General features: G+C 65.4%; 15 protein-coding genes. 10 read left to right on the top strand and 5 right to left on the bottom strand.

Annotated features, from left to right (window positions below; genetic code table 11):
• Nucleotides 1-50: 50 nt before the first annotated feature.
• From IC614_RS11965 to IC614_RS11945, 5 genes are all read left to right on the top strand, one after another.
• A complete protein-coding gene (locus IC614_RS11965; protein ID WP_200971678.1) occupies nucleotides 51-611 on the top strand; it encodes a hypothetical protein in 561 nt (186 codons plus the stop codon).
• A gap of 59 nt (nucleotides 612-670) precedes the next feature.
• Nucleotides 671-1,117, top strand: a complete 447-nt coding sequence (gene queF / locus IC614_RS11960) for a preQ(1) synthase (protein WP_200971677.1) — start codon at nucleotides 671-673, stop codon at nucleotides 1,115-1,117.
• A 4-nt stretch (nucleotides 1,118-1,121) separates the two neighbouring features.
• Nucleotides 1,122-2,123 carry a 2-dehydropantoate 2-reductase gene (locus IC614_RS11955; protein ID WP_200971676.1) on the top strand — a complete coding sequence of 334 codons (1,002 nt, stop codon included), beginning with the start codon at nucleotides 1,122-1,124 and terminating at the stop codon, nucleotides 2,121-2,123.
• Between the two features lie 46 nt (nucleotides 2,124-2,169).
• A complete protein-coding gene (locus IC614_RS11950) occupies nucleotides 2,170-2,568 on the top strand; it encodes an acyl-CoA thioesterase (protein ID WP_200971675.1) in 399 nt (132 codons plus the stop codon).
• Nucleotides 2,569-2,639: 71 nt separating this feature from the next.
• A complete protein-coding gene (locus IC614_RS11945) occupies nucleotides 2,640-5,291 on the top strand; it encodes a M1 family metallopeptidase (RefSeq protein ID WP_200971674.1) in 2,652 nt (883 codons plus the stop codon).
• Nucleotides 5,292-5,347: 56 nt separating this feature from the next.
• Here IC614_RS11945 and IC614_RS11940 read toward each other — a convergent pair whose 3' ends face one another.
• From IC614_RS11940 to hflK, 3 genes are all read right to left on the bottom strand, one after another.
• Entirely contained in the window at nucleotides 5,348-6,898 is a 1,551-nt protein-coding gene (locus tag IC614_RS11940) for a Do family serine endopeptidase (protein ID WP_200971673.1), read from the bottom strand.
• A gap of 104 nt (nucleotides 6,899-7,002) precedes the next feature.
• Nucleotides 7,003-7,866 carry a protease modulator HflC gene (gene hflC / locus IC614_RS11935; RefSeq protein WP_404829132.1) on the bottom strand — a complete coding sequence of 288 codons (864 nt, stop codon included), beginning with the start codon at nucleotides 7,864-7,866 and terminating at the stop codon, nucleotides 7,003-7,005.
• Nucleotides 7,863-8,936, bottom strand: coding sequence for an FtsH protease activity modulator HflK (hflK, locus tag IC614_RS11930; RefSeq protein ID WP_200971672.1), 1,074 nt, complete (start codon nucleotides 8,934-8,936; stop codon nucleotides 7,863-7,865). Before hflK ends, hflC begins: the two co-directional genes overlap by 4 nt.
• Before the next feature lie 69 nt (nucleotides 8,937-9,005).
• Here hflK and IC614_RS11925 point away from each other — a divergent pair, with 69 nt between their 5' ends.
• Nucleotides 9,006-9,974: an Mrp/NBP35 family ATP-binding protein gene (locus tag IC614_RS11925; RefSeq protein ID WP_200971671.1), complete on the top strand. Its 969-nt coding sequence runs from the start codon at nucleotides 9,006-9,008 to the stop codon at nucleotides 9,972-9,974.
• Between the two features lie 29 nt (nucleotides 9,975-10,003).
• Nucleotides 10,004-10,444: a CoA-binding protein gene (locus IC614_RS11920; RefSeq protein ID WP_200971670.1), complete on the top strand. Its 441-nt coding sequence runs from the start codon at nucleotides 10,004-10,006 to the stop codon at nucleotides 10,442-10,444.
• Here IC614_RS11920 and IC614_RS11915 read toward each other — a convergent pair.
• The gene (locus tag IC614_RS11915) at nucleotides 10,441-11,787 is read right to left on the bottom strand and encodes a TldD/PmbA family protein (protein ID WP_200971669.1); all 1,347 of its coding nucleotides are present in this window, start codon (nucleotides 11,785-11,787) and stop codon (nucleotides 10,441-10,443) included. The genes IC614_RS11920 and IC614_RS11915 overlap by 4 nt on opposite strands.
• 40 nt (nucleotides 11,788-11,827) lie before the next feature.
• Entirely contained in the window at nucleotides 11,828-12,739 is a 912-nt protein-coding gene (gene ubiA, locus IC614_RS11910; RefSeq protein ID WP_200971668.1) for a 4-hydroxybenzoate octaprenyltransferase, read from the bottom strand.
• Between the two features lie 172 nt (nucleotides 12,740-12,911).
• Here ubiA and IC614_RS11905 point away from each other — a divergent pair, with 172 nt between their 5' ends.
• The 3 genes from IC614_RS11905 (at nucleotide 12,912) to IC614_RS11895 (ending at nucleotide 15,984) form a co-directional block, all read left to right on the top strand.
• Nucleotides 12,912-13,667: a 16S rRNA (uracil(1498)-N(3))-methyltransferase gene (locus tag IC614_RS11905; RefSeq protein WP_200971667.1), complete on the top strand. Its 756-nt coding sequence runs from the start codon at nucleotides 12,912-12,914 to the stop codon at nucleotides 13,665-13,667.
• 220 nt (nucleotides 13,668-13,887) lie between these two features.
• Nucleotides 13,888-15,261 (top strand): glutamate--cysteine ligase, encoded by a 1,374-nt coding sequence (locus IC614_RS11900; RefSeq protein ID WP_200971666.1) that lies wholly within the window; start codon nucleotides 13,888-13,890, stop codon nucleotides 15,259-15,261.
• A gap of 99 nt (nucleotides 15,262-15,360) precedes the next feature.
• Nucleotides 15,361-15,984: a PilZ domain-containing protein gene (locus tag IC614_RS11895; RefSeq protein ID WP_200971665.1), complete on the top strand. Its 624-nt coding sequence runs from the start codon at nucleotides 15,361-15,363 to the stop codon at nucleotides 15,982-15,984.
• The last annotated feature ends 8 nt before the right edge of the window (nucleotides 15,985-15,992 follow it).

Here is a 15,992-nt window from a genome sequence, read left to right as displayed (position 1 = left end):
TGGTTGAAATAGGCAAGTGGGCTGAGCGGGCGAAAGAGAGTGAGGTCATCATGTTCAGGCCCTTCCTTGCCCTGCTTGCCACCGCCGCCTTGCCGGCTGCAGCGACATCCCAAACCACCAGCGGAGCCGAATTGTGGAACGCCTCGTCCCAGGGCGATGCCTGCATGGTGACGTCGTCCGACAGCGGCAGCCAGACGGTCTTGTCGATCATGGCCGCGCCGACCGACGGCGCCTTCATCTTCCTCGTGCAAAATCCGGCCTGGCAATCGCTGGAGGACGGCGCGGCCTATCCGGTCGCCGTCGAATTCGACGATTTCGGCCCCTGGCAGATCCAGGCTTCGGCCCGCGAGAATATCGACGCCGACGGGCCGGGCCTCGCTTTCACCGTCGCGCCGAGCCGTGAAGACGGCAACGGCTTCATCCAGGAAATGGTGAAGGCCAGCAGCATGGAGATCGTCGCGAACGGCGCGACCGTCGGCACGCTCAGCGTCGCGGGCAGCGAAAAGGCGATGCAGGAGCTTGCCCGCTGCATGGCGAAAAGCTGGGCGGGATTGAGCGAAGACGGCGCGGAAGTCCAGGCCGCCAGCGACACCCCGGCGACGCCGCTTTAAGCGCGGCATATCGGCGGAAAAGGCTTTTCCTCCTGCGCCGCGCCCCCTAAATCGCGGCCATGACGATGAAGCATCTCGGCCAGACGAGCGCGCTTCCGGCTTCGCCGGAAGAAGCAATTCTCGATTATGTGCCCAATCCCCGGCCCGGCACCCCCTATCTCGTGCGGTTCACCGCGCCCGAATTCACGTCCCTCTGCCCGGTGACCGGCCAGCCCGATTTCGCGCATATCATGATCGATTACGCACCGCGCGAGACGATCGTGGAATCGAAATCGCTGAAGCTGTTTCTCGGCGCTTTCCGCAATCATGCCGCCTTTCACGAGGATTGCACGGTCGGCATCGCCCAGCGCCTGGTCGACGAAATGAAGCCTTTGTGGCTGCGCATCGGCGGCTATTGGTATCCGCGCGGCGGCATCCCCATCGACGTTTTCTGGCAGAGCGGCGAGCCGCCCAATGGACTATGGGTTCCGGACCCCGGCGTCCCGTCCTATCGCGGGCGGGGCTGATTTTTTGCGCATAGCCGTCCTCGGCGCCGGATCGATCGGCTGCTTCGTCGGCGGCGTCTGGACGGCGCGAGGCTGCGACGTGACCTTCGTCGGGCGCCGGCGTGTCATGGACGAGGTGCGCGCCCACGGCCTGCGGCTGAGCGATTATGCGGGATGGTCCGCATCGATGCCGCCGGAACAGGCACGCTTCACGGCCGATCCCGCCGCATTGGCCCATGCCGATGTCATCCTCTTGACCGTCAAGAGCAACGGCACCGAAGCGGCGGCAACCGAAATTGCCCGGCATGCGAAAAAGGAAGCGGCGGTCGTCAGCCTGCAGAACGGGGTCGGCAATGCCGATCTGCTGCGGCGCCTGCTGCCGGGCCGGACGGTGCTGGCCGGCATGGTGCCCTACAATGTCGCCCATCTTGGCGGCGGACGCTGGCATAAGGGGACGGCGGGCCAGGTCATCGTCGAGGAAGGCGAGATAAGCGCAGGCCTGAAGAGGATGGCTGGCGACAGCCCTGCCGCTCTGGCCCTTTCCGGCGACATGCCCGCAATCTTGTGGGGCAAGCTCGTCATCAATCTCAACAATGCGGTGAATGCCCTTTCCGGCAAGCCGTTGCTCGCCCAGCTGCGGGAGCGCGGCTATCGGCGCGTCGTCGCGGCCGCGCAGCGCGAAGCGCTCGGCCTGTTGAAGGAAGCCGGCATCAAACCTGCCAAGGTGGGCGCGCTTCCCTCTTCCCTCCTGCCGCATGCCCTGGCCGCGCCCGACTGGCTGTTCAATGCGCTCCTGCTCCGCGCGCACAAGGTGGACGCGAATGCGCGGACCTCGATGGCCGACGATTTCGCCGCCGGACGGCCGACCGAGATCGATCATTTGAACGGCGAAGTGGTAGCCCTGGCCGAACGGCTAGGACGGACGGCGCCGGTCAACCGCCGGATCGTGGCGCTGGTTCGCGCGGCGGAAAAAGGCGGTCGACGCGATTGGAGGGCGGACGAGCTCGCAAAAGAAGTGCTTGGCTGACATGGGCTTGTCGTAAAGCGACATTACTGACATCATTGTGAGCAAGATGAGTCAAACCTTCCGCCATCCGATCGGCATCGCGCCCGCCGACATCGACTTCATGGGTCATGTCAACAACGCCACCTACCTCACCTGGGTGCAGGAGGCGGTCATCGCCCATTGGCGCAAGCTCGCCCCGGCAGAGGCGGTGGCGCGGCATTTGTGGGTCGCGCTGAAGCATGAAATCACCTATCGCAAGCCCGCCTTCCTGGACGACGATGTGTTCGCCGCCGTCATGCTGGAAAAGGTGGAGGGCGCGCGCGCCGTCTACCAAACGCTGATCAAGCGCGGCGAGGACGTGCTGGCCGAAGTGCGGTCGAGCTGGTGCTGCATCGACGCCGCGACCCGCCGCCCGGCAAGGATCGCACGCGACATCGCCGCACATTTTCTCCCAAAAGGCGAATGACCATCATCATTTGACTTCTGCCGCCGCCAAGGCACAGTCCGGCCCGCAACGAATTTCGCCGGAGACTCCCCATGCGCGCCCGCCCAGCCACTTCTCTTCTCGCCCTGACGCTCGCGTCGCTGACGCTCGGCGCCTGCACCCATGCGACGACCGCGAGCGGACCGGCGGCCAATGCCCATCTGCCCCAGGTGCCGACCCAGTTGCCGCGCACCGCAAAGCCGCTTCATTACCGGATCGAGGCGACGCCGGACGCGCAGAATCTGCGCTTTTCGGGTAAAACGTCGGTCGATATCGAGGTGCTGCAAGCAACCGACGCGATCACGCTGAATGCCGCCGATCTGCAATTCGGCACGGTCTCGCTGAGCGGACCCGGTGGACTGCGCAGCCCGGCCAACGTCGCGACGAATGAGACGGCGCAAACCGCGACCTTTACCTTCACGGAACCGCTGGCGCCGGGGCGCTACACGCTCGACATGCTTTATACGGGCCGGATCAATACCCAGGCGGCTGGCCTCTTCGCACTCGATTATCCGTCGGCCGGCGGGACCAAGCGGGCGCTCTATACCCAATTCGAAGCACCCGACGCGCGGCGTTTCTTCCCGGGCTGGGACGAGCCCATCTATCGCGCGCCCTACGACCTGACGGTGACCGTCCCCGCCAACCAGACCGCCGTCAGCAACATGCCGGTCGCGAAGCGCGAGGATTTGCCGGACGGGCTGGCGCGGGTGACGTTCGAAACCACGCCGTCCATGTCGAGCTATCTCCTCTTCCTCGGTATGGGCGAATTCGATCGCATCACCACCCAGGCGGGCGGCACCGAAATCGGCGTCGTCACCAAGAAAGGCGATGGGGAAAAGGGACGCGAGGCGCTGGCGGGATCGGCGCGCATCGTCCCTTATTACAACGATTATTTCGGCGTCCCTTATCCGTTGCCGAAACTCGACAACGTCGCCGGGCCGGGCAGCAGCCAGTTTTTCAGCGCGATGGAGAATTGGGGCGCGATCTTCACTTTTGAAAATACCCTGCTCGTCGACCCCGCCATCACCACCGACGCCGACCGCCAGCGCATCTTCGAAGTCGCGGCCCACGAAATCGCCCACCAATGGTTCGGCAATCTCGTCACCATGGCCTGGTGGGGCGATCTGTGGCTGAACGAGGGCTTCGCATCCTGGATGGCGACCAAGTCGACCGACGCGCTCAATCCGCAATGGGAAGTGCTGCTTGCCCGGGTGGGCGGGCGCGAGGGGGCGATGCGGCTCGATTCCGTCGCCACCACCCATCCGGTCGTGCAGGACATCAACACCGTGGAGCAAGCGAGCCAGGCCTTCGACGCCATCTCCTACGAAAAAGGAGAAGCGGTGATCACCATGCTGGAAGACTATGTCGGCGCCGACGCCTGGAGGGCGGGGGTGCGCGATTACATCTCCACCTATAAATATGGGAATACGGTGTCCGACAATCTGTGGGGCAAGGTCGAAAAAGCGGCGGGCAAGCCCATTACCGCCATCGCCCACGATTTCACCCTGCAACCGGGTGTCCCGCTGATCCGCGTCGAAAGCGCCACGTGCGAGGGCGGCGCGACGCAAGTGCGGTTGTCCCAAGGCGAATTCACCCGCGACCGCATGGACAAGCAGCCACTGCGCTGGCGCGTCCCCGTCATCGCAGCGACGCTTGGCGGCAGGGAAGCGCGGCAGCTCGTCGAAGGCGGATCGGCGGCCTTTACCGTCCCGGGCTGCGGCCCGCTGCTCGTGAATAGCGGCCAGGCAGGCTATTACCGGACGCTCTACACGCCCGCGATGCTCGACCAGCTGACCGCTCGTTATGGCGGGTTGGAACCCATCGATCAGCTCGGCCTTCTTGCCGACACATGGAGCCTCGGCCTCGCCGGCTACCAACCCGCGTCCGAAGCGCTCGACCTCATCGCCGCCGTGCCGGACAATGCGAATCCGCGCGTTTGGTCGAGCGTAGGCAATATTCTCAGCCAGATTTACGGCATGTATGAAGGCGATGCCGCGCGACAGGCGCAAGTCGCGCGCTACGCGAGCGCGCGTCTGTCGTCGGTGCTGAATCGGTTGGGCTGGGAACCCCGCCCCAACGAACGCGAGACCGAGGCGGTGCTGCGCTCCAGCCTGATCTCGATCCTCGGTTCCGTCGGCGATCCGGCCGTGGTGGCGGAGGCGAACCGCCGCTATGCCGCCGGTCCCTTAAGCGGTCCGCTCCGTTCCGCCATATTGGGCGTGGTCGCGGCCAATCTCGACGCCAAAGGCTGGGAGGCATTGCGTGCCCAAGCCAAGGGCGAGCAGAACAAGCTGGTCCGGTCGCAGCTTTACCGCCTCCTTGGATCGGCGAAAGACGAGGCGCTGGCACGGCGCGCGCTCGATCTCGCTTTGTCCGGCGAGCCCGATGCCACCGATAGCAGCCAGATCATCGCGGCTGTGGCAGCGGGCCATCCCGACCTCGCCTTCGACTTCGCCGTGCGCAACCGGGAGAAAGTGGAATCGCTGGTCGACGTTTCCTCGCGCAGCCGCTTCATCGCGCAGCTTGGCGGGGGATCGGCAGACCCCGCGATGATCGCCAAGATCGAGGATTTCGCCTCACGCTATCTGACCCCGGAATCGCGCCGGCCGGCCGATCAGGCGATCGTGTCGATCCGCGACCGGCTGAAGGTGCTCGAAAGCCGCCTGCCCGACATCAGCCGCTGGCTTGCCGCACGAGCAGGCTGATAAAAAAAAGGGCCGGGATTGCTCCCGGCCCTTTTTCCTTATGATCTTGAGGCCCCTTAACGGCCGGCGAGTTCCACGCCCACATAGAGGGGCTGGCTATTCGCCCGGCGGACGAGCAGCAGGACCGTATTCCGGCCTCCCCGGCGTGCAGCCTCGACGGCTGCCGCCGCTTCTTCCGGCGTCCGGGTCTGGCGCTGGTTGATCGACAGGATGATGTCGCCGGTCCGGATGCCCTTGGCCGCCGCGTCGCTCGACGGATTGACCGACGCGATGACGACGCCTTGCAGATTGACGTCGTTGAGGCGGAGATTGCGGGCGATCTGCGGCGTCAGGGTCTGAACGGTGAGGCCCAAGCCCTCGCGCGCCGCCTTCTGGCTGTCCGATTGCTGCGATGCGGGCGGCTCGGTCAGCTCCTGCTCTTCCTCGGTGCCATTGAGGCGGGCAAGTTCTTCGTCGGTCGGACGCTCGGCGATGGTGACGTTCACCGTGCGGCGCTGGCCGTTGCGGATCAGCTCGAAGGGGACCGTCGAACCGACATTCTGATTGGCGATCAGATAAGCGAGCGATTCGTCCGGCGTAACCGCGCGGCCATTGACGGTGATGATCACGTCGCCCTGCTGAATGCCGGCACGCGCGGCGGGGCCGCCCGGGCTGACGCTGCGAATGAGCTCGCCGCGATTCCGGGGCAAGTCGAGCGAGGCCGCAATGCTTTCGTCGAGCGGCTGGAAGCCGATGCCGAGATAGCCGCGCCTCACCCGCTGGCCGCGGCGCAGGGCTTCGATCACCGGCCGCGCCTGTTCCGCCGGAATGGCGAAACCGATGCCGACATTGCCGCCGGTCGGGGAGATGAGGGCGGTGTTGATGCCGACCACATTGCCATTGAGGTCGAACATCGGGCCGCCGCTATTGCCGGTGTTGATGGACGCGTCGGTTTGGATGTAGCGGTCGTAGAGGCCGGATTCGAGATTGCGGTGCACCGCGGAAACGATGCCCGCCGTGACGGTTCCGCCAAGCCCGAACGGGTTGCCGATCGCGACCACCCAGTCGCCGACCCGCGTGCGCGTCGAATCCCCGAAGCGAACGAACGGGAGCCCGTTCGCCTTGATCTTGAGCAATGCAAGGTCGGATGCTGCGTCGCGGCCGACCAATTCGGCTTCATATTCGCGACGGTCGGAGAGGGTGACCGTGATCTGGTCGACCGTCGCATTGGAGCGAGCAGGCGACACCACGTGATTGTTGGTGACGATATAACCGTCGTCCGAAATGAGGAAGCCGGAGCCCAGGGATCCGCCGCGCTGCGTTACCGTGTCGTTGCCGCCGCCGTCCGGAACTTGGCCGCCGAACTGGCGGAAAAATTCCTCGAAGCCCGGGGGCAGGCCTTGCTGGCGCCGCACCTCGATGCTCTGGCGGGTGGAGATATTGACCACGGCGGGCGCGAGGCGGTCGGCCAGGTCGGCAAAGCTCATCGGCGCGCCCGGACGGGGCGCCGATGAGGCGATTGTTCCCGGCTCGTTCTGCGCGGTCTGGGCGCTGATCGGATTGATGGTGAGCGTCGCAGCGGCCCCACCCAAAAGCAGGGCAGCGGTAGCGCCATATACGTAACGCACGATAATCGTCTCCTCAATTTCAGCCGGCGGATGCCCCCCGGCCTCCAGTCTGTTCCAACGCTATGCTTCGAAAATGAACCGCGATTGAATGACAGCCGTAATCATCATCTGCGGCCCTGAAATTCCTTCAAATATTGATTTTCGGGCGACAGGATGATGGAGGAACGGCCCATTTCCTCTCCCGATCCATTGTTAATGAACGTCGTCTCGTAAGACTGCATCGCCCGGTAGAAATCGTAGAAATCGGGATCCTGGTTGAAGGCGTCGGCATAGGTTTTCGCCGCCGCCGCGTCCGCCTCGGCCCGAATGATCTGCGCCTGTTTGGACCCTTGCGCCCGGATCGACCGTGCTTCCTGCTGACGCGCCGTCTGCATCCGCTGGAAGGCGGATTGGAGCGGCGTGCCTTCGGGCAAATCGGCGCGCTTGATCCGCACGTCGACGATTTCCGCGCCATATTGGCGGGCGACGCGGTTGAGCGCGCGCTGGATATTGTCCATCACCTCGCCGCGTTCGGGCGATAGAAGCGCCGCGAAAGGGCGGCGGCCAAGCTCGTTGCGCAGCGCCGAGCCGAGGATGGGGCGAAGCTGGTCGCTCACCCGGTCCTCCGTCCGCGCGGAAATATACATGCGGAGCGGGTCGACGATGCGGTAGCGCGCGAAGGCGTCGACCTGCAGGCGGAGCTGATCGGTGGACAGCACCTGCTGCTGGTCCATCTCGACCGACAGGATGCGCTTATCGATCCAATGGATTTCGTCCATGAACGGCCAGCGCGCGATAATCCCCGCGCCGCTGGATCCAAAGGCTTCGCCCGGATCGTAGCGGTTGATGATGCGCTTGGGCTCACCAAAGCGGACGATCACCGCCTGCTGGGTTTCGGGCACGATCGAAAAGGTGCTGCCGATCAGGACGAGCGCGATCACGGCGATCACCGCCAGGGCGATCGGGTTGCGGGTCATACGCTCGATCATTGCGCGTCTCCCTGCCGGACCGATCGCTGCGCCTGGGGCAGCGGCAGATAGGGCGTCACGCCCGGCGCTTCCACGACCGTCTTGTCGACGCGGGACAGCACTCGTTCCATCGTTTCGTAATACATGCGGCGGCGGGTGACTTCCGGCGCCAGGCGATATTGCGAATAGACTTCGTTGAACGCCGCCGCCTCGCCCTGCGCCTTGGCGGTAAGCTGAAGCGCGTAGGCACGGGCGTCGTTGATATAGCTCTGCGCTTCCTGCTGCGCGGCCGACACGTCCTTGAACGCATCGTTGACCGCGGCAGGAGGATCGGACTGCTTGATCGCGATGCCCTGAACGCGGACGCCCGCGCCATAATCGTCGAGCAGCCTCTGCATGGTCTGCTGCACGCGCTGTTCGATCTCGCCCCGGCCCGCGCCGATGGCGTCGTTCAGCGACACGCCCGCGACCACCGCGCGCATCGCGCTTTCGGCGACCTCGCGGATCGTTTCGTCGGGATCGGCGAGCTGAAAGAGGTAGAGTTGCGGATCGCGAATGTTCCAGCGCACCGAATAAGCCAGGTCGATGATATTCTGATCGCCGGTCAGGATCAGATTTTCGCGATTGGGATCGGTCGACCCGATGTCGACGGTGCGAATCTCCTCGACATCGACCTTCTGCACGCGGTCGATCGGGGCGGGAAGCGACAGGCCGATGCCCGGGCCCATCGTGCCCGCATAGGAACCGAAGCGCGTGATGACGCCGCGCTCTTGCGGCCCGATCCGGTGCATGGAGGTGAAGATCAGCCAGAGGACGATGAAAGCGGCGATGCCATAAACCCAATAAGGCTTGCCGCCCTGTTGCGGCAGACGGCCGCCAAGCCGCTCCCGGCTCTTCCTCAGGAAATCGTCGAGGGAGGTGACGTTGCCCGAACCGTCACTGCCTCCTGAAGGCGGCCGCGGCTTGCGCGGGCCGCCCCAGGGATTGCGCGGTCCATCGCCGCCGGATCCGCCCGAGCCGCCCCAGGGACCGCCCTTATTCTCACTCATCATGGCGCCGAGGCGTGCGCCCCACCCGAAAATTCTGCTCATGAAGCCTTTATAGGTAGCGTTTCGCGGAAAAACAGTGGCATCGCCCTCGAAGAGGCCTATCGGGAGCGCATGACCGATGCCGCCCTCGCCGCCGCCCTTCAAAACATTCCGGAAAATGTCCGCGACCGGGTCGCGGCACCGCGCATCGCAGGCGGCGTGCTGAGCCTCGTCCTCGATGCGACCGGCCTGTCGATCAGCGACAGGATCAAGCTGGAATCGCAAGTCCGTACCGGGGTGGAAGGCCTGCCGGGCATTGATGCGGTTCGTATCGCAGTCACCGCCGACAAGGTTCATCGCACGATCATCGCGGTGGGCAGCGGCAAGGGCGGGGTCGGCAAGTCGACCGTTTCGGCCAATCTCGCCATCGCGCTCGCCCGGACCGGCAGGAAGGTGGGGCTGGTCGACGCCGACATATACGGCCCATCCCAGCCCCGCCTCCTTGGCAGCGACGAGCGTCCCGAAGCGGTGGAGAAGACGATCATTCCGGTCGAAGCGCAGGGCATCCGCCTGCTGTCCATCGGCCAGCTGGTCGACAAGGACGCGGCACTCGCCTGGCGCGGCGCGATGGCGACCAAGGCGCTCGGCCAGCTGCTCGACGGCGATTGGGGCGATACCGAAATCCTGGTCGTCGACTTGCCCCCCGGCACTGGCGACGTGCAGCTGTCGCTGATGCAGAATTGGAAGCCGGCGGGCGCGGTGATCGTCTCGACGCCGCAGGATCTGGCCCTGATCGACGCCAGAAGGGCGATCGACCTGTTCAACAAAATGGGCGTGCCGATCCTCGGCCTCGTCGAGAATATGGCGGGCTATGCCTGCCCCCATTGCGGTGAAATGTCCGATCCATTCGGATCGGGCGGCGCGGAGGCGGCGGCGCGGTCAATGGAGATTCCATTTCTCGGCCGCGTGCCGCTGACCCTCGCCATCCGCGAGGCTTCGGACGCCGGAAGGCCGCCCGCTGCAAGCGATGGCGAGGAAGGACGCGCCTTTCATGCCATCGCGGCACGTTTGATCGAGCGGATGAACCAGAGCGCCGCCTGACCGTTCGTCCGCGTATAAGGAGTGCCGCCATGCCGCTGACCCGCGACGAAGACATTGCCGAACTGCTCGCCAACACCCGCACCATCGCGATGATCGGCGCCTCCGACCGGCCGGACCGGCCGAGCTACGGCGTGATGCGCTTCCTCCAGGATCGCGGCTATCGCGTCATCCCGGTCAATCCGCAGATTACCGGCGAGCATGTCCATGGCGAATATGTCTGGCGGGAATTGTCGCAGATCGGGGAGCCTATTGACCTGGTCGACATCTTTCGCCGGCCGGCCGCCGCCGGGGAAGCCGTGGACGAAGCCATCGCGGCAGGCGCCAAGGCGGTTTGGATGCAGATCGGCGTCGTTAACGAGGAAGCCGCCGCCCGGGCGGAAGCGGCGGGCCTCAAGGTCGTGATGAACCGTTGCCCCAAGATCGAAATTCCCCGCCTCGGAGTTCCAAGGCTCGGTTCCTTCGCAAGCTAGGCGCCGGCGACGGTCATCCCCTCGACGCGCAAGGTCGGCACGTTGACGCCGCGGCGATATTCGAGGTCGTCGGCGGCCGCCAATGTCCGGTACATGTCGATCAAATTGCCCGCGACGGTGATTTCCTGCACCGCCCCGGCGATCTCGCCATTTTCGATGATGAAGCCCGACGCGCCCCGGCTGTAATCCCCGGTGACTTCGTTCACGCCGTGGCCGATCAATTCGGTGATGTAGAGGCCGAGGCGGATATCGGCGATCAGCGCGTCGGGGCTCAATGCGCCGGGCAGCAAGGCGACATTGGTCGCCGACACGCCTGGGGCGCCCCCCGCGCCGCGCGTGGCGTGGCCCGTCGGGCTCTGACCCAGCTGGCGGGCCGACGCGCTGTCCATCAGCCAGCCGGTCAGCCGTCCGCTCTCGATCAGCTTGCGCGGCGCGGTCCGCAGGCCTTCGCCGTCGAACGGCTTGGAACGCAGGCCGCGCGGCCGGTGCGGATCGTCGACGATGGTGATGGCATCGGGGAAGATCGCTTCCCCTTCGCGGCCGACAAGGAAGCTGGTCTGCCGTGCGATGGCGGACCCCTTGATCGCGCCGATCAGGTGGCCGACGAGACCGCCGCCGACGCGCGGATCGAAGACCACCGGCATGACACCGCTCGCGAGCTTGCCGGGATCGAGGCGGCGCACCGCGCGTTCCCCGGCCCGCCGCCCGATCGTTTCCGGCGGTTCGAGATCGGCATAATGACGGACATTGTGGCTGTCATAATCGCGCTGCATGGCCGCGCCTTCGCCGGCAATCACGCTGGCAGAGGCGCTATACCCGCTGGTCGAATAGCCCCGGCAGAAGCCATGGCTGGTCGCCAGCGCGATAACCGAACGACCCGCGCTCACCCCCGCCCCCTCGCTGTTGGTCACGCCTGGCACCGCGCGCGCCGCATCCTCGAGCGCCAGGGCGCGGTCACGCAAATCGGAGGGTGCCGGATCGCAGCCGTCGTCGCCGTCGACATCAACGCCCGGACCGGTCAGCAGCATGCTTTCGGGCGCAAGGCCCGCATAAGGGTCTTCGGGCGCTTCCTTCGCCATCGCGGCGGCACGCTCTACGAGCGCCGCCAGCGCTTCACCGGACAGGTCGGAGGAAGAGATGGTCGCGGATTTCCGGCCGATGAAGAAACGAAGACCGATCGTCTCGCCTTCAGAGCGCTCGATATCCTCGAGCACGCCGAGGCGCACCTGCACGCCGGTCGATGCGTCGCCGACATAAAGCACGTCGGCGGCGTCGGCGCCCGCCTTCGTCGCGGCTTCGACCAACGCGGCGGCGCGCGCCTCGGCTTCCTTCACGTTCAACATGGAGAGGCGCTTACGCCGATCCGGCCAGAAGGAAAAGCCGTCAGGCGGAGGTTCCAACCACCAGGCAGGCGAGGAACATCAGGAAACCGGCGAAGCGGTTGGACCGGAATTTGGCGAGCGCGTCGGCGCCGTCGCCGGTCTGCAGGGTCAAAACCTGCCAGGCGAGATGCAGGGCCACGGGCAGCAAGGCGAGGCTGCCCAGCCAGTGCGGCCGGATCGTCCAAAGGGCGGCGATCCAGAAAAGCATGGCGAGAAGATAAAAGACCGCGATGCCGGCCCGCGCTTTCCCGCCCAGGGCCAAAGCGGAGGATTTGACTCCGACCAGGGCATCGTCCTCCCGGTCTTGCAGGGCATAGATGGTGTCGTATCCGATCACCCAGAAAACGGCACCGGCATAGAGGAGCAGCGCCGAAGCGCCGACTTCCCCCGTCACCGCCGGCCAGCCGACCAGAGCCGCCCAGGAGAAGACGAGACCGAGCCAGGCCTGCGGCCACCAGGTGATGCGCTTCATGAACGGGTAGGCGGCGACGAGCGCAAGGCTGACAAGGGCGACAAGTTGGGCGGGCGGCCGGAGCTGGAGGAGAACGAGCAGTCCGCACAGGCTCAAGACCACGAGCAGAATCCAGGCGCCCTTCAACGAGACGCGTCCGCTCGCCAAGGGCCGGAGCCGCGTCCGCTCGACCCGCGCGTCGAGGTCGCGGTCGACGATATCGTTATAGACGCAGCCCGCGCTCCGCATCGCGAATGCGCCAAGAGCGAAAAGCAGGATAAGCCGCAACCCCTGGCCCCCAAACCCGGCCAGCGCGATCGCCCAGGCGCCGGGCCAGAAGAGAAGCCACACCCCGATCGGCCGGTCGGCACGCATCAAGGAGGCATAAGGCCGCCATGCCCGGGGCAGGACGCCAAGCAGACCGCGCCTTTCGCTGTCGGGAACGATATCGGGATCGGTCATCACTGCCTTTCTAAGCGGGAGGGAGTCCGCAGAAAAGCCCTCCCCCTTGATGGGGGAGGGTTGGGTGGGGGTGATGCTGGGGACATTCACAGCCCCATGCCGAACATCACCCCTACCCAACCCATCAAAGGAGGGGCTTTGCTCTGGCACCCCTACCCATTAAATGCCTCTCATGCCCGCAACGCCCGCCTGGCCGCCATCCAGCCTTCCACGTCTTTATGTCGACCAGCCGCTTGGAGAAGGCGCATCGGTGACGCTCGAGAGCCAGCAGGCCAATTATCTCGGTGCCGTGCTGCGTTTGGGACCGGGCGCGCAGATCAAGCTGTTCGACGACCGCAGCGGCGAATGGCTGGCCGAAATCGTCGAAGCGGGAAAGAAGCGCGTCACGCTCCGCATCGTCCAGCAGCTTCGCGAGCGCGAGGCTGTGCCCGACCTGTGGCTCGCCTTCGCGCCGATCAAGAAAGGGCGGATCGACTGGATCGCGGAAAAGGCGACCGAGCTTGGCGTCGCGCGCCTCGTCCCCGTCATCACCCAACGCACGATCGTCGACCGGCTCAATGGCGAGCGGCTGCTTGCCCACATGATCGAGGCCGCCGAGCAATGCGAACGCACCGCTCTTCCGGAACTCGCCGAGGCGCGCAAGCTAGACGCTCTGCTCAAGGATTGGCCCGCCGGCCGCACCCTCTATTTCGCCGACGAGATGGGCGGTGAGCCCTTTGCCCCCGCCGCCACGCCTGGCCCCGCCGCGATCCTGATCGGCCCGGAAGGCGGTTTCACCGACGCCGAACGCGCGGCCATTCGCGCGTTGCCGGAGGCCAGGCCGGTTTCCCTCGGCCCCCGCATTCTGCGCGCCGACACCGCGGCCGTCGCGGCGGTCAGCCTGTGGATGGGCGCGGCGGGGGATTGGACACAGAGTCCGCGCTCTTAAGCCCCCCCTTGATGGGAGTACCGGGCCGGTCATGCCCCCGGCATGACCTGAATAGCACGGGGCGCTATTCACCCGGCGCTGGTTGGGTGGGGGTGATCTGCGACGTAGAGCGGCGTGCTTCCCCAGCATCACCCCACCCCCACCCCTCCCCATCAAGGGGAGGGGCTTATGTTCCGAAATCGGCTGGCGGGAGCGTGCGGCTAAGGCTACAGGAGCCAGCATGACGACGCGCACCGCTTCCGCCGGAAACGACCCCATTATCGAGACGCGCGACGACCTGCTCGCGCCCTTCATCAAGGGCGAGAAACCCCCGGAGCGGTGGCGGATCGGGACCGAGCATGAGAAGTTCGTCTATCGCCGCGCCGATCACCGCGCGCCGTCTTATGACGAGCCGGGCGGCATCCGCGACCTTTTGATGGCGCTCACCGCTTATGGCTGGCAACCGGTGGTGGAGGGCGGCAACGTCATCGCCCTTTCCGGCAGCGACGGCACGATCAGCCTGGAGCCCGCGGGGCAATTCGAGCTGTCGGGCGCGCCGCTGGAAAATCTCCACCAGACCTGCGCGGAAGCCGCGCGGCACCTGCGCCAGGTGAAGGAAGCCGGCGACACGCTCGGCCTCGGCTTCCTTGGTCTCGGCATGTGGCCGGACAAGACGCGCGCCGAACTGCCCATCATGCCAAAGGGCCGTTACGGCATTATGCTGCGCCACATGCCGCGCGTCGGCAGCCTTGGCCTCGACATGATGCTCCGGACCTGCACCATCCAGGTCAATCTGGATTACGAGACCGAAGCCGACATGGCGAAGAAGTTTCGCGTCGGCCTCGCGCTCCAGCCCCTCGCGACCGCGCTGTTCGCCAATTCGCCGTTCACCGAGGGCAAGCCCAACGGCTTCCTCTCCTTCCGCAGCCATATCTGGTCGGACACCGACCCGGCACGCACCGGCATGCTGCCTTTCGTGTTCGAGGACGGGTTCGGCTACGAACGTTACGCCGATTACGCGCTCGACGTGCCGATGTACTTCGTGTTCCGCGACGGCCAGTATATCGACGCGGCCGGCCTTTCCTTCCGCGATTTCCTGAAGGGCGAACTCTCCGTGCTGCCGGGCGAAAAGCCGCGCCTGTCCGACTGGAACGATCATCTGTCGACAGCCTTCCCCGAAGTGCGGCTGAAGAGCTTCCTGGAAATGCGCGGGGCCGATGGCGGGCGCTGGAGCCGCATCTGCGCGCTGCCCGCTTTCTGGGTAGGTCTCCTCTATGACGGCGCGGCGCTCGACGCGGCCTGGGACGAAGTGAAATATTGGTCGCTTGGCGAACGGCAAAGGCTGCGCGACGAGGTGCCGAAGCTAGGTCTCAAAACAGCCGTTCCGGGCGGCGGAACGCTGCGCGATCTTGGCGCCCGCATCCTCGACATCGCGACCGAAGGGCTCAACGCCCGCTCCCGCCTCAATGCGTCAGGCGACAATGAATCGGGCTTCCTCGATCCCCTGCGCGATGTAATCGCGCGCGGCCAGAGCCCGGCCGACATCCTTCTCGATCACTACGAAACCGCCTGGAACCGCGACGTTTCGCACATCTATGACGAAATGAGCTTTTGATATAAAACATGCAAATGACCGGTAGTTAGGCTTTTTTTAAAACGATATGTCGTAGGTGAACCGGACTGGGACACGATCCCAGCTGCGAAGGGCTGATGCATGCTGAACAAGGCGAATGAGGAGGAGACGATTTTCTCCTTCTCCACGGAAATGCCGGAACAGGATCCGCGTCGGCAGTCGCCGCGCATCCGCATCCTTCGCGTCGGCACCCTGATCGTCAACGGGCGGCGCGAGCTTTGCCTGATCCGCAACGTGTCGGCGGGCGGCCTTATCGTCCACATCTATTCCGAATTCCATGTCGGTCAGCGCGTCACGGTGGAGCTGAAATCAGCGCAGACGATCGACGGCACGATCATGTGGGTCACCGATTCCAATGCGGGCGTGCAGTTCGACCGGCCGATCGATGTCGAGGAATTGCTGTCGAACCAGATCCAGGAAGATGGCTGGCAGCCGCGCATGCCGCGTGTCGAGGTCGACCGTCTCGCCACCTTGCGCATCGGCGCACGGGTCGTCACCGCGACGGTGCAGGACATTTCGCAAGGCGGCGTCCGGGTCGAGGTAGACGGCGCGCTGGTGGCGGGCGACGACGTCATCGTGACACTTGAGAAATTCCGCCCCCTGCCCGGCGTCATCCGCTGGTACCACGATGGCCTCGGCGGCATCGCCTTCAACGAAGTGCTGCGCTTTCACGAATTGATGAGCTGGCTCCGTCCGAAGAGCTAAGGGGCTTT

The organism is Sphingosinicella flava, assembly GCF_016025255.1.
GTDB lineage: Bacteria > Pseudomonadota > Alphaproteobacteria > Sphingomonadales > Sphingomonadaceae > Allosphingosinicella > Allosphingosinicella flava.
Note: the sequence above shows the minus strand (reverse complement) of the source record. Positions and strands in the feature narration are given on the sequence as shown.

Bases quoted from the DNA above. Each gene is read 5' to 3' on its own strand.
- IC614_RS11915 (WP_200971669.1), bottom strand. From the start codon at position 11,787: ATGTTGAACGTGAAGGAAGCCGAGGCGCGCGCCGCCGCGTTGGTCGAA.
- IC614_RS11950 (WP_200971675.1), top strand. From the start codon at position 2,170: ATGAGTCAAACCTTCCGCCATCCGATCGGCATCGCGCCCGCCGACATC.
- hflC (WP_404829132.1), bottom strand. From the start codon at position 7,866: ATGATCGAGCGTATGACCCGCAACCCGATCGCCCTGGCGGTGATCGCC.
- IC614_RS11925 (WP_200971671.1), top strand. From the start codon at position 9,006: ATGACCGATGCCGCCCTCGCCGCCGCCCTTCAAAACATTCCGGAAAAT.
- IC614_RS11900 (WP_200971666.1), top strand. From the start codon at position 13,888: ATGACGACGCGCACCGCTTCCGCCGGAAACGACCCCATTATCGAGACG.
- ubiA (WP_200971668.1), bottom strand. From the start codon at position 12,739: ATGACCGATCCCGATATCGTTCCCGACAGCGAAAGGCGCGGTCTGCTT.
- IC614_RS11895 (WP_200971665.1), top strand. From the start codon at position 15,361: ATGCTGAACAAGGCGAATGAGGAGGAGACGATTTTCTCCTTCTCCACG.
- IC614_RS11965 (WP_200971678.1), top strand. From the start codon at position 51: ATGTTCAGGCCCTTCCTTGCCCTGCTTGCCACCGCCGCCTTGCCGGCT.
- hflK (WP_200971672.1), bottom strand. From the start codon at position 8,936: ATGAGCAGAATTTTCGGGTGGGGCGCACGCCTCGGCGCCATGATGAGT.
- queF (WP_200971677.1), top strand. From the start codon at position 671: ATGACGATGAAGCATCTCGGCCAGACGAGCGCGCTTCCGGCTTCGCCG.
- IC614_RS11920 (WP_200971670.1), top strand. From the start codon at position 10,004: ATGCCGCTGACCCGCGACGAAGACATTGCCGAACTGCTCGCCAACACC.
- IC614_RS11905 (WP_200971667.1), top strand. From the start codon at position 12,912: ATGCCCGCAACGCCCGCCTGGCCGCCATCCAGCCTTCCACGTCTTTAT.
- IC614_RS11945 (WP_200971674.1), top strand. From the start codon at position 2,640: ATGCGCGCCCGCCCAGCCACTTCTCTTCTCGCCCTGACGCTCGCGTCG.